Genomic DNA, 12,603 nt, shown 5'->3' on the forward strand with positions numbered 1-12,603 from the left:
AAGCGAAATTACACTAAGCTTGTAAGCATTTCATCGCTGTAAGGAACAAGTTCAACGCCATCACGCACGCGAGCAACATAGTCAGGGTTAGCAATGAATGGACGACCAATAGCAATCAAATCAAACTTATTCGCCGCAATCGCTTCACTGGCAGTTTCAGCGCTGTAGCTTCCAACTCCCACTAAGGTTTTGCCATAGTGTGCGCGCACATAGCTTGAAGCTCTGCCACCAAGATAATCGAATTCCATGCTGTCATCGAAAATCCCAATATGCACAAAAGCGATATCGCGGGATTCCAGCTCAGGCAAGAAGTAATCGAACACTTCGCGGTCACGACTATCTGCCGCCATATTGAAATAAGCCCCTGGAGAAATCCGTAAACCGGTTCTGTCTTTGCCGATACGAGCCACAACAGCATCGACAACCTCAAGCGCAAAACGGGACATATTGGCAGGTGTTCCACCGTATTCATCGGTGCGGCGATTGCTGTCATGGTGTAAGAAGGTATCAATTAAATAACCATTTGCACCGTGGATTTCGACGCCATCGAACCCCGCTTCAATGGCATTTTCCGCCGCTTTGGCGTAATCACGCACTAGGCCTTGAATATCCTCAAGTGTGGCAGGTTTTGGCGTGACATAAGTCAGTTCGCGCATTCTTGGCACGCTGCCTTCAATCTTCTGCGCTGATGCAGCAAGCACATCACCACCACCGAAAAAGTGTGGATGAGCGACGCGGCCCGTATGCCATAACTGCACAAAAATCTTACCGCCATTGGCATGTACCGCATCGGTCACTTTACGCCAGCCAGCAATTTGCGCTTGAGTAAAAATACCAGGGGTATTTGGATAACCTTGAGCATCGGGACGAATAATCGTCGCCTCTGTGATGATCAAACCCGCTTCGGCGCGGCGTGCATAATAGGCGACCATATCATCGGTCGGCACTAAATCGGCATCCGCCATACAACGGGTTAAAGGTGCCATTAAAATACGATTATTTAAGGTAATAGTGTCATTAAGTGAGTAGGTATCGAACAGATTTACCAATGAATTTGGCGTGGTTTGTGTGGTCATTTTCTCAGTTCCATTCTTGAATATGCATTCAAGATATTATTATTTGAACGATCATTCAAGTTCATTTTTGAATGTTTGTTCAAATTTAGGTAGAATCTGGCCTAAGCGTTTCTATACAAGTGAATGAAATTCGATGCGTAATGCAGAGTTCGACCGAGAACAGGTACTTCGCGGCGCTATGGCCGCCTTCATGCACAAGGGTTACACCAAAACGAGCATGCAAGATCTTACTCAAGCCACGGGATTACATCCGGGGTCGATTTACTGTGCCTTCACCAATAAACGCGGGTTATTAATCGCGGCCATTGAGCAATATCAACTCGACAGAAACGAACAATTCAACAATCTATTCGGCAATGGCGAGAATGTGCTGACTAATTTGAAAACCTACTTAGATCATCTCGTTATTGAATGTCTGAGTTGCGATAGCGCCCAAGCTTGCTTACTGACAAAAGCGTTAAATGAAATTGCAGAGCAAGATGTTGAGATCCGAGACATCATCAATCAGTATCTACAATCTTGGCAGCAAACACTCACGCTACAATTTGCCACTGCAACGTTACAAGGACTCCTCCAAGGCAATCGCAGCAGCGAGCAAAGAGCCCAATATTTAATGATGGGAATTTATGGTTTAAGAACCTTCGCCCACACCCATCCTAATGCCGAAACCTTACAGTACCTTGCAGACCAATTAATGGCAGAAGTCTGCCATTAAAGTGCGTTAATTTGTGGGACAGTAAATATCTGAATGACTAACCGAATATGATTAGGCGAACAAGCGCTAACATTAATAGAAATAGAAATAGATGAATTGAATAGAATTTTTGCAGAAGATGTCGGGACGATAATTTAGCAAAGCGAATTATTCGTCCCAAGAATGACGATTAGTTTAAAATGTTAACCTATATTAGCTTGAGCAAACACTCGCTCGCCTAATGAATTCAATATCTTACACTCACCTTCAAGTACAGCAATGATAGATTTTCCCTTGCGGAAACTTGCAGGTATCATCACACGCCCAGCTTCACTCACTGGCAAATTACCTAATACGGCGTTGTGCATAATTAACCCTACGGGCGCATCATAATATAAAACAGTTACAGTCGCTTGATTTGCTTGCATCACATTTAACTCACATTAAGCAGCATCTACTGCGTTATATTTACGTCGCAAGAGAGCTCCCTGTCCTCAACATTTTAAAATATCCAGAAAGATATTTTAAACATTTTAAATCAATTACTTAAGGTCTTATTCAAATTTTATGATTTTTTATTGGATACAATACTGTCTTATACTGTACACCTTGGGCTATTTAAGCACTTCGGCAAAAAGATGCCAATCTATTTCTATTATGTTAATCAATTAACCACTATCGATCACATATAATACACAAATAAAGATGCGTTTTTATGCATTTTTTAGAGTAAATAACCTAAATTTGAGTTATCAGTAATCTACTTAGCTTTAAATCCCACTCGAAATCCGCCCCAATGTTTACCGTTTACAAAAATGGGTACCGACAAGTCGTGCATCACTTCGCCCGTATCGCGTTTATAAGTTTGCAATAGCACAGGTTCAGTATGGGCGCCGCAACGGATTCCTGTCGGATCATTAAACAAGCGTTTGGTTCGATTGTGCACCATATCAACCTCAACTTTGCCTGTCAGTGCTTGGCTAAAGCGTTTATTATGGGTCGGAAAATAACCTTTCCTATCAACGGCTCCCGCATAAATAATTTCGCTGTTTTTTGCCAGAATGGGCTCTTGAATTGTTGGAAAATGCTGATCGGTATAACGATCGAAAGCCGTGCTGTATTTCTGCGGCTGAGTATTGGTAATAGGTTGGTATTTAGGATTAAACAAATCAGCCTCGCTAAAACTGCCACTGGCTAAACCTTGTGCTAACTTGTCACCGCACGCTTTAGCGGCAACATTCGCCAATTGCAGAACCTGCTGATCGAAGGTTTGTGTATCCCATTTAGACAGCGCTTTAAAAATACCCTCAGTGGTCAAGGATAAAGTAAAGGCCTGCTCGGATACGCTATGACTCTGTTTACCCGTCGAATTTAACGAGTCACGAATTTGAGTCACCGAGCGGCTAATGTCGTTAGTAGTGTTGTTATATTGTTTGAGTGAATCTTCCATATCACCTAAGGCATGGGCCGATTGAGTCACAGAAGCCGAAATCTCAGTGAAGTGCGCGTCTAACTCGCCCATAGCCGCGACCACATCGGCGGTTTGCGTCACGACCCTTTCCATCAGCCCAGAAGTTTTATCCGTTTCACTGCGGATTTCTAATAGCATTTTGCCAATATCTTGGGTTGCACCCGCCGTTTTCCCCGCAAGGCTGCGTACTTCGTCTGCCACTACCGCAAAACCTCGACCCTGCTCTCCCGCACGGGCCGCCTCGATAGCCGCATTTAACGCCAACAGATTAGTTTGCTCGGCAACGGAGTTAATCACTTCGGTAATTTTTTGGATTTCTTCGGCTCTTGATTTAAGCGCCTGCACTTGCTCAGCGGCGGTATCAATATCCGTACTCAGTGAACGAATAGCCGCAACACCTTTCTGAGCTTGACTTCGTCCCTGCACGCTAACGCGCTCAGCCTCTTGAGCTTGGCCTAAAATATCGGCGGCATTATCGCCAAGTTGGGCCGTAGTGTGACTCAATTGCCCCGCGGCAACCGCAATGGCACTGGCATGCTCGCCATTTGATTCAATTGATTTATTCAATAAATCAATAAAATGCGACACCTCAGCCGAACCGATAGCAATTTTGCTGGTTTGCACACTAATGTCGTGGGCGGGGATGCTTTGCTCTTGTAATGCATTAATGTTTGCCTCATCGGTGTCGAGCTTAGCCTTAGATGCGCGCAAACACACCCACACCACTAAGCCACAGGCAAGTGCGCCCAAGATCACCGCCTGCACAATGCTCGGAAGATGCAGCCCCTCAAGTAATAAACTCCCCAGAGTGACCAGCGTAAAACTGATGAAAATTAAAATTTTTTGTTGTATTTCCATATACTTCCCGTAACTACGCAAGGTAAAAATGAAAGGGAAATGCTAAGAGTCGAATCATTAGCCTTCATTCAGCTGCTATCAATTACAGCGGCTATTGCTTACAACTGACGAGGGAGGGCTAACTATGATAGCGCTCAAGATTTATAGTTTTAGTCTATTTCTCTGAATAAGCTAGATAATTTATCTCGCTAAATAAACAAAGTAGAAGTTAGCTATCATCAACAGTCTCACGAGCGTATGGCATTAGACATTAGTATTAATCTATCGCGATATAGTCCTAGCCTATCTAAAAGCGGATCTTCCTTGAGAAAACCAACTTTGCCCTGAAATGCGTGCCCCGTCGCCTTCTAGGTAATAAATCACATAGGGACGACTGCACTTATGCCAAGAAAACTGCTAATATCGGCGCAATTTTTTTGAGCTAACGAGATCAAGATGGGCAGAGCATATCAAAACAAGAAAGAATCCATGGCGAAAACAGCCGGTCAAAAAACCCGCATTTATTCACGCTACGGTAAAGAGATTTACGTTGTCGCTAAGCAAGGCGGCGTTGAGCCCGATGGAAACTTATCACTGCGTCGCTTAATTGAACGCGCTAAGAAAGACCAAGTGCCTGCGCATGTTATTGAACGCGCAATTGAAAAAGCCAAAGGCGGCGGTGGTGAAGATTACGATACCGCCCGTTACGAAGGTTTTGGTCCTGGCAACTGCATGGTCATTGTTGACTGCTTAACCGATAACGTAAAACGTACCTTCACCGAAGTGCGTCAAGCCTTCGTGAAAAACGATGCCAAACTCGGCGGCCCAGGTACAGTTGGCCACATGTTTGATCATCAAGCCGTGTTCGTGTTTGCGGGTGATGACGAAGATGCGATTTTAGAACTGCTGATGATGGCTGACGTTGATGTAAGCGATGTTGAGCTTGAAGATGGCTTAATCACAGTATACGCGCCACACACTGAATACTTTAAAGTCAAAACTGCACTGACCGAAGCGATGCCAGAGGTTAACTTTGAATTTGACAATATCACCTTCGTACCGCAGGACATGACTAAAGTTGAAGGTGAAGATGTCGTTATGTTTGAAAAGTTTATTGCCGCACTTGAAGATTGTGACGACGTACAAAACGTCTATCACAATGCGGAAATTGATGACTAGACGTTTCTTTCGCCTGAAACAAAAACGCAGCCCTTGGCTGCGTTTTTTTATAGGTCAAAATATTAAGCTTCAATAAAGCAACCATGAAATCCTAGTGGCAATACTCTGTTCATTTGAGCCGAAGCGATGGGGCCCGCACTGATATCACTGGCACGAAACAAAGACAAACCAGACTGTGCATTATGGTAATCGAGCCAAGTCATCAGTAAATAAGCTTCGTGCTGCTCAATGGCGGGGATATAGAGCGGCTCTTCGGCAATCTTACCTTTGCCAAGATAAAACTCGCTATAGCTCGCGTAGCCAAGTGTATCCGCACTGTGTTTGCTGCTGTCTTTTGCATTATGAATACAATACAGAGTGTTACTTAGCCCTGATTCAGAGTCAGATTCTGCTTCATATTTAAAGTTAGAGCTGGAGCCAGAGTTAACAGCTGAATCTGATCTTGCTCCAACGCCAAATAACGGAACAAACGCCGAAGCCCCACCTGTTTTCTCTGCAAACGCTTTTTCACCGCTAGTTTGTTTTTTACTCATAATGTGCTGCGAAAACTGGGGAAACTCCATCATCACGCCGCTACGGTTAATACGGGCAGAGGAAGACAAGGTCTCCGCAAACTGCGCTTTGCTAGCTACTGTGAGCGGTACTGTGAGCGGTACTGTGATAGTCACTAACTCTGCATGGGGTGTCTTAGTTTTACGCTCCCCCGTCAGTAACCCCTTCATCCCTTGGGTTAAAATAGCTGAATTGGGGTAGAGGCAAAGCTGCACAGAAAGTTCGTCATTCTTCTCAATGGCTTGACCAAAGTGAAACACAAATCCCGCAGGCAGCGGGTGTAACTGGCGCGCTTTAAAGTCGGCTTTGTCGATAACCAGTAATTGCGATGGCAATTCGGGGCGCCATTTAAAAGCATCAATATAAGTTTCGCCCTCTTCATAAACGCAGGATGAAATGTAAAACACCAGCTTATTCTCACTCTGCGCGAAGGCATGTAAGTAACTCGCCTGTGGTAATTCAATCACTTCCATTCTGGCTATGCTGTCATCGGACGCCACTTGATACACAAGTAATTGCTTCTCACCGCCGACATACCAGACGCCAAAATTCCATAGTCCACCTTGTCCGTCATCGAGCGGGTGAGCAGAAAAGGGCAAGCCCTTAAATTTGTCACCAAAGCTTTTCACGCCAAGCGTGGTTAAGGTCTGGGCATCAAGTCGATAGGGTGAACCCGCCTCCCATAAAGCGAGCAACTCGCCGTGGCGCGGCAATAAACTAGTATTAGCCACATTCAAATCATCGTTATTTCGAATAGGTAAAGCATTGGGGATCACTGTGCCTGCGGTCGTGTACTTAAACGCGCCAGCGGCCTCTTCGACTTTAAACTTCTTTGTTTGGATAAACTTAGCCTGATGCTGAATTTGCCCATTGCTCACACTAAACTGTTGCACCATGCCATCACCATCAAACCAATGTTGATATGCCTTACCTGCCCGAGACATTTTCGCTGGCCCATTACGATATAGATTGCCATTCAACTGCGCTGGCCACTCGCCCGAAACCTGCATAGTGAGTAGCTGATAGTCGCCTTCAGCACCACTAAATCCAATCGCCCATGGCTCACGTGCGACCGTTTGTGCGCTATCCAGCGCCAATAATTTATCCACTGAACTTGCCCAAACTGCACTCGTCATGAGGGCGGCTGAGCCTGCTAAAAATTGACGTCTATCCATGGCGCAGCTCTCCCTTAGCGAATATGTATGGTGATTTGCGCATCAGCCTGCAGACTAAAACTGGCGTCTTTAAAGCTCGCTGGTCCAAAACTGCCGGCGTTATTGCTAAAGCCATAACCTTCACTCGGCACACCTAACATATTGGTATCTAAACTGTGATTGTTGTTTTCATCATGAAAGACCTTTACCGCGTATTGGCCATCGGCGAGATCGCTAAATACCAGCCTATGCTCTGTCTTAGTGACGGGTTTTATCATAGAAGCGCTAGGATTATGGCCTGCAGCGTAATCCTCGGCATTGGCATAAAGCTCAACCATCAAGGCGCCGGTTTGTACTTGAATATTATCGATATCCACAGTCAGGGTATGTGCCTGAATCCCTGTGGAAATGCTCGCTGCAGACAAGAGCAAGCAAGCTAAGCCTGCACCCCGAATCGCTGATAACGTCCTTTTCGTCTTATTAGCTTGGCGAGCCAGTGTTGTCATAGCCGAGTTCATGTGTTTCATGTCTTACTCCTGTTATTTGCGCTCATAAGTAACTGCGATGGAGTTAGCTTAAAAAATCACAGGACTAAAAACAGGTGCCAAAAGTCATGAAACAAAATGATAACAACATGACTTTTGGCATAGTGACATCTGGCGGTGATACCTTAGAATGGTCGGCAGAATTGGATTAAGGAATAGACATTCGTGCTAGAAAATCGATTAGCGAAAGAAGAAAACATGTTGATTGCCGCTGGAGTGCTCACTTGGGCATTAGTCGCTTGGGTTGGGATAAATCAAGCCGCATTGCATACATGGCAAGGCATGCTAAATGCCGTACTGTATGGGCTGTTTGTAGTGCAATTTATACTGATAGCTACCGATAAAGTTGCGCATAATAATATTCGACTTCGCTGCATAACCACGCTAGCGATGCCGTTGATCGTGTTGAGCTTAATGCTCACAGCAAACAACGCATTACTGCCTATCCTCTTCGTTATTTGGGCGTCACTGTTGCCTGAGTTTTTCAATCGCCGCCAAGCTATTTCACAGCTGCTGCTAGCCAACCTTGTTTATTACGCGCTGCTGAAATGGCAATTGCATGAACAAAGCAATGTGTTCAATATTTTGATTTATCTTGGCTTTCAACTCTTTGCCTACAGCAGTAGCCAAGCAAGGCTTTCTGAACGTAAATCACGTTTGATACAAGAACAGCTAAACCAACAGCTTATTGCCACTCGCGCCCTACTGAGCCAAGCCAGCGAACAGCAAGAAAGATTAAGGATATCACGCGATTTGCACGACATTCTCGGCCACCAACTCACAGCGCTTTCCCTGCAATTGGAAGTACTAAGCCATACAGCGCCCGAGGAGCTCAAACCTCAAGTAAACCAAAGTAAATCCTTAGCTAAACAGCTACTTGAAAGTATTCGCGCCGTCGTCAGGGCGCAAAGAGTGCAAGTCGGATTGAATTTAGTCCCACCTTTAGAGGCACTGATGACCCGCTTACCCAACGTGACTCTTAACTGCAAAGGGATGAAGCCACTGCAATCAGCCGAACTGACTCAGGCACTACTGTTAGTGCTGCAGGAAGGCATCAGCAACGCCGTACGTCACGGCAAGGCGAATCAACTGCAATTGAGCATGCAAGACTCCCAAAGCGCGCTGGTATTGCAACTAAGCGACAACGGCGTGGGGCTAACACGGGGAGCCGCGCGAAACGCATCAGTTAAAAGCGGCACAGGGCTAAACGGTACAGGACAGCTCGGTACAGGGCTCGGCGGCATGCAGGAAAGGCTACAACCCTTTAATGGCACCTTGGAGTTAAGGGCAAATGACTCGGCGCCCGGCTGCCAACTCACCCTCACACTCCCTGCACTCGCTTAACTTTTTATTAAAAACGCTTTGGGATCACTATGGATACGCAAAACAACATTATCAGTGTCGGTTTAGTGGAAGATCAGCAATTGGTTCGCCAAGGTATCGCCAGCCTGCTCGCTATTTCCGACAACATTCGCGTGTTATGGCAAGCCGAAGACGGTCAAGATGCACTCAAAAAGCTTGCCAGCAATCCCGTCGATGTGCTGCTCAGTGATATCCGTATGCCAAATCTTGATGGTATCGCCATGCTCAAACAGATACGCCAGAGTGCCAATCGCTTACCTGTCATCATGTTAACCACCTTCGATGACAGTGAGTTATTCCTCAATAGTTTACAGGCGGGAGCCAACGGCTTTTTGCTCAAGGACGTGTCACTCGACAAGTTACTGCACGCCATCGAAACCGTCGCCAAAGGCGGCTACTTGATAGAGCCTTCGGTACTCAAACAGATGAGTGAGCCTAAACCTGCACCTAGCGTTGGGGTAACTAGAAATGAATTATTGTCGGAACGGGAGCGGGAAATTCTCAGTTTTATGGCGGGCGGCTTCTCCAACAAGGAAATCGCCAATGCGGTATTTTTAGCCGAGGGCACAGTGAAGAATCATGTCTCTAACATACTCACTAAACTCGATTGCCGAGACCGTACCCAAGCTGTGCTCAAGGGATTACAACTGGCATTGATCTAACCTAATAGCATTCTGCAAAAGCCAATTGCCAACAAAAAGGGCCATTTAAGGCCCTTTTTGTGCTCATCTAAAGCGATGAGTTATGGCTAAAACCTAACGAAGATCCATCTCTTGGATAATTTCATGGGCAATAGCTGGCGTTGTACAGCTCGGGGTTTCATGCAAATCCGCTTTTAACTGACCTTTACGGTGCTTAAGTGCTGCATCTAATTTTTTCGATGCGGCTTTGATTGCTGGGTACATAACCTCATCGGTACCTGAAGCAGAAATACGGCTTCCTTCATAATTCGTACGAAGCTCAACCTGATACTCGCCATGCTCTTTCGCAATAATAATGTCCAGTGCGATCAGAGAGGGGAAATGGGTGGCGATTTTTGCAAATTTTTCGTTAACATCTTCTCTAATAGAATCAGTAACATCGACGTGGTGACCAGAAATATTTATTTTCATAGGTTGTCCCTTTTAGTGTCATTACTTTTATTTTTGCTTCACTAATAGAGCTTGGGGCATGCAGGATAAAACACAAGGGTTATTGGCAAATATTTCGGTAAACTCAGGTATTAGCATCTCCTAAATGTGACCTCCATCAAGAAGTCAAAAATAAAACAGCGAGAAAAACATGATTAAGTGATTGATTTATAAACAGGCATTAATAATAAATCAATCACAAAATGCAATACGACATAAGGTAAATACGTTTAATATTTACGTTGCACACTCTGCTGCCAAAACTGTTGGGACAAATGATGCGTCTTGGTCGATAAACGCGACACTTGATCACCCCGCGCCGCCGCATCGAGCGTCTGCTCTAAACTCTGCTGAGCCAAGTCACTGATCACATGGATGGCTCGGCTAATTTCTGCGGCCACCGAAGTCTGCTGCGTCATCGCCGCCGCATTATCATCACTCAAAGAATTAATTCGCGAAATAGATGAAAGCAACTCGCCAAAAGCCACACTCGCATCTTGCGCTAAGCTTACCGAACGTTTTACCTGTTCCTGCCCCGCCATCATAGTCGAGGTCGCCCTTTGAGTGCTTTCCCTAAAACGGCTAACAATTAACTCAATTTGCGAGGTGGATTGGCTAGTACGGCTCGATAATTGTCTGACCTCATCGGCCACCACGGCAAAACCACGACCACTCTCTCCTGCCCGTGCCGCTTCAATTGCCGCATTTAAGGCTAATAAGTTAGTTTGGTCGGCAATGGCACGTATGACTTCGAGCACTTGGTGAATCGCACTGCTATCTTGTTCAATAGCTTGTACAACATCGGAAAAGTGGCTCACTTGTACACTTAACTGATGTATCGCATCAATAACCGTTTCTAAACGAGAATGCCCGCGTTGAGCCGCCTCATGGCTCGACACCATTTCCGAGGCTGTGCGATGAATGTTTCCCGTCACTTCAGCAAAACTGGCACTCATCTGCTCCATCGCAGTCGCAGCTTGCGTGGTTTGTTCACTCTGACTATCGGCGTGCTCCCAAGTGTTTGTAATGGTTTGTTTAAGGCTGACACTTTGTGCTTGGATCTCACTGGCAGAATCAGCCATACGGCCAACAACGCCACCAATTTCAGTGATCAAAAAACGTAGGGCGAGGTCTAATTTACCGATCTCATCTTGGCGGCCGGTGTACACGCCCGTAGCGACGGGATCGTCAATAATGTTGGTTGCCATAGACACAAGCTTTTGCAGCGGCTGCATCAGGTAATACCATGCTAGGCACGCGAGACTCATTCCCACCATCGCGGCAACTATGGGGGAATAACTGGCAATCATCGCCGTAGCCGTAATCGAAACCAACATGGCCAGCAATATTTTACCACTGAAACCTAACCTATCTTTACGCAATACTTTAGGTTGCTTGCCCTGATTAATATCACTGTAAATACTCTCAGCGGCTTTAATCTGCTCAGGGGTGGCTTGGCGACGAACAGATTGATACTCATGAACTTTACCATCTTCATACACTGGCGCGACGTAGGCATTTACCCAATAATAGCCGCCCGTTTTGGTGCGATTTTTAACTATCCCCATCCAAGGCTTGCCCTGCTTAATTCGCTCCCAGAGGATCTTAAATGCAGCCGCAGGCATATCTTGATGGCGCACTATGTTATGTGGATTCCCTTGCAACTCAGCAACACTAAACCCACTGATCTGCGAAAAGGTCTGATTCACATATTTAATGTTTCCCTTTAGATCCGTCGTTGATAGTAAAATCGCATTATCTGACAGGTGTGTTTCACCATTTGTAGAATTTTTATGCATAGGGTTATCAGGCTAGGTCTCGGTAAAAAAGATAACGCATTCTGCCAAAACCGTCGTCTATCAAAATTGATAAAGCTCACATTGGCAGCATAAAAATTAACCTAATGCTAAACAAGCAGTAACCACTAAACACATATCAACAAATAAAAACAAACAATTGTGACAGAGCGCTCGTTACGCTACATACGTTAAACTCGTCACCCTACACTCGCTAAAGCAGATCAGCTTAAGATCACAGATTCACATTCGAATCTAAATGATATCGTTTATCATTTGAATTAACTAAGTTATACTTCTCGCGGTTAGCTATCTACTGCTATAGAAATGCATTCGTCGTTAAGCCAAAAAGCTCAAGCACACTTTGCAGAATCAACAGTAACGGATAGCCATAACAGACCCATATTGGCTCGAAATGAGAAGTGGCACTTATGTCTAATACACCCGCGTTTGAAACCTCAACGCAATCTTCTACAACCCAAATGCGCTCGTTCTCGCTGATTTCGCGGAGAATTGTGCAATGGTTTAAGCAAGAGCAATCGCAGTTTGCCTTCAAAGTCTTTGCCCGTGCGAGTGCCGCTCTACTGGCGGGTTATGTTGCGGCAGCAACCTTGGCTTGCCTGCTGACATTAGTGCTACCTATGCCGCGCTTTGAAAGCACGATAACGGCCAATATGTTAGCTTTCCTGTTTTATGCCATTGCTATTATTTATGCCTTTTGTGTGCGTAAAACCTGGCATGCGTGGCGAGATTTAGGCTTAGTGAGTTTGTTATGTTTTGGATTAATCAAGGTATGTGGGCAATAAG

General features: G+C 45.4%; 12 protein-coding genes. 5 read left to right on the plus strand and 7 right to left on the minus strand.

Annotated features, from left to right (window positions below):
- Positions 1-8: 8 nt before the first annotated feature.
- On the minus strand, positions 9-1,076 hold the full coding sequence (locus tag HGO26_RS03550; RefSeq protein WP_028760775.1) for an alkene reductase: 1,068 nt from the start codon (positions 1,074-1,076) through the stop codon (positions 9-11).
- Between the two features lie 133 nt (positions 1,077-1,209).
- Here HGO26_RS03550 and HGO26_RS03555 point away from each other — a divergent pair, with 133 nt between their 5' ends.
- Complete coding sequence (locus HGO26_RS03555; RefSeq protein WP_168823374.1) at positions 1,210-1,791, plus strand: TetR/AcrR family transcriptional regulator; 582 nt, start codon at positions 1,210-1,212, stop codon at positions 1,789-1,791.
- A 182-nt stretch (positions 1,792-1,973) separates the two neighbouring features.
- Here HGO26_RS03555 and HGO26_RS03560 read toward each other — a convergent pair whose 3' ends face one another.
- Together HGO26_RS03560 and HGO26_RS03565 are read right to left on the minus strand one after the other, a co-directional pair.
- Positions 1,974-2,198 carry a TIGR02922 family protein gene (locus HGO26_RS03560; RefSeq protein WP_028760777.1) on the minus strand — a complete coding sequence of 75 codons (225 nt, stop codon included), beginning with the start codon at positions 2,196-2,198 and terminating at the stop codon, positions 1,974-1,976.
- Positions 2,199-2,530: 332 nt separating this feature from the next.
- Positions 2,531-4,099: a methyl-accepting chemotaxis protein gene (locus HGO26_RS03565; protein ID WP_168823376.1), complete on the minus strand. Its 1,569-nt coding sequence runs from the start codon at positions 4,097-4,099 to the stop codon at positions 2,531-2,533.
- A gap of 435 nt (positions 4,100-4,534) precedes the next feature.
- Here HGO26_RS03565 and HGO26_RS03570 point away from each other — a divergent pair, with 435 nt between their 5' ends.
- Positions 4,535-5,257, plus strand: a complete 723-nt coding sequence (locus tag HGO26_RS03570) for a YebC/PmpR family DNA-binding transcriptional regulator (protein ID WP_028760779.1) — start codon at positions 4,535-4,537, stop codon at positions 5,255-5,257.
- A 62-nt stretch (positions 5,258-5,319) separates the two neighbouring features.
- Here HGO26_RS03570 and HGO26_RS03575 read toward each other — a convergent pair whose 3' ends face one another.
- Positions 5,320-6,984, minus strand: coding sequence for a carotenoid oxygenase family protein (locus HGO26_RS03575; RefSeq protein ID WP_168823378.1), 1,665 nt, complete (start codon positions 6,982-6,984; stop codon positions 5,320-5,322).
- A gap of 14 nt (positions 6,985-6,998) precedes the next feature.
- On the minus strand, positions 6,999-7,490 hold the full coding sequence (locus HGO26_RS03580) for a DUF2141 domain-containing protein (protein WP_168823381.1): 492 nt from the start codon (positions 7,488-7,490) through the stop codon (positions 6,999-7,001).
- 183 nt (positions 7,491-7,673) lie between these two features.
- On the opposite strand from HGO26_RS03580, the gene HGO26_RS03585 reads away from it, so the two are divergent.
- Both HGO26_RS03585 and HGO26_RS03590 read left to right on the plus strand, forming a co-directional pair.
- Positions 7,674-8,852 carry a histidine kinase gene (locus tag HGO26_RS03585; RefSeq protein ID WP_168823383.1) on the plus strand — a complete coding sequence of 393 codons (1,179 nt, stop codon included), beginning with the start codon at positions 7,674-7,676 and terminating at the stop codon, positions 8,850-8,852.
- A gap of 29 nt (positions 8,853-8,881) precedes the next feature.
- Positions 8,882-9,532, plus strand: a complete 651-nt coding sequence (locus HGO26_RS03590) for a response regulator transcription factor (RefSeq protein WP_168823385.1) — start codon at positions 8,882-8,884, stop codon at positions 9,530-9,532.
- A gap of 93 nt (positions 9,533-9,625) precedes the next feature.
- Here the strand turns inward: HGO26_RS03590 and hpf are convergent, their stop codons facing one another.
- Positions 9,626-9,982, minus strand: coding sequence for a ribosome hibernation-promoting factor, HPF/YfiA family (hpf, locus tag HGO26_RS03595; RefSeq protein WP_028760784.1), 357 nt, complete (start codon positions 9,980-9,982; stop codon positions 9,626-9,628).
- 248 nt (positions 9,983-10,230) lie between these two features.
- Positions 10,231-11,799 (minus strand): methyl-accepting chemotaxis protein, encoded by a 1,569-nt coding sequence (locus HGO26_RS03600; protein ID WP_105249832.1) that lies wholly within the window; start codon positions 11,797-11,799, stop codon positions 10,231-10,233.
- 428 nt (positions 11,800-12,227) lie between these two features.
- Here HGO26_RS03600 and HGO26_RS03605 point away from each other — a divergent pair, with 428 nt between their 5' ends.
- Entirely contained in the window at positions 12,228-12,602 is a 375-nt protein-coding gene (locus HGO26_RS03605; RefSeq protein ID WP_168823387.1) for a DUF3649 domain-containing protein, read from the plus strand.
- The last annotated feature ends 1 nt before the right edge of the window (position 12,603 follow it).

This window comes from Shewanella oncorhynchi (genome assembly GCF_012584455.1).
Classification (GTDB): domain Bacteria; phylum Pseudomonadota; class Gammaproteobacteria; order Enterobacterales; family Shewanellaceae; genus Shewanella; species Shewanella oncorhynchi.

Coding starts and splice junctions, on each gene's coding strand:
- HGO26_RS03550 (WP_028760775.1), bottom strand. CDS start 1,076: ATGACCACACAAACCACGCCAAATTCATTGGTAAATCTGTTCGATACC.
- HGO26_RS03555 (WP_168823374.1), top strand. CDS start 1,210: ATGCGTAATGCAGAGTTCGACCGAGAACAGGTACTTCGCGGCGCTATG.
- HGO26_RS03560 (WP_028760777.1), bottom strand. CDS start 2,198: ATGCAAGCAAATCAAGCGACTGTAACTGTTTTATATTATGATGCGCCC.
- HGO26_RS03565 (WP_168823376.1), bottom strand. CDS start 4,099: ATGGAAATACAACAAAAAATTTTAATTTTCATCAGTTTTACGCTGGTC.
- HGO26_RS03570 (WP_028760779.1), top strand. CDS start 4,535: ATGGGCAGAGCATATCAAAACAAGAAAGAATCCATGGCGAAAACAGCC.
- HGO26_RS03575 (WP_168823378.1), bottom strand. CDS start 6,984: ATGGATAGACGTCAATTTTTAGCAGGCTCAGCCGCCCTCATGACGAGT.
- HGO26_RS03580 (WP_168823381.1), bottom strand. CDS start 7,490: ATGAAACACATGAACTCGGCTATGACAACACTGGCTCGCCAAGCTAAT.
- HGO26_RS03590 (WP_168823385.1), top strand. CDS start 8,882: ATGGATACGCAAAACAACATTATCAGTGTCGGTTTAGTGGAAGATCAG.
- hpf (WP_028760784.1), bottom strand. CDS start 9,982: ATGAAAATAAATATTTCTGGTCACCACGTCGATGTTACTGATTCTATT.
- HGO26_RS03600 (WP_105249832.1), bottom strand. CDS start 11,799: ATGCATAAAAATTCTACAAATGGTGAAACACACCTGTCAGATAATGCG.
- HGO26_RS03605 (WP_168823387.1), top strand. CDS start 12,228: ATGTCTAATACACCCGCGTTTGAAACCTCAACGCAATCTTCTACAACC.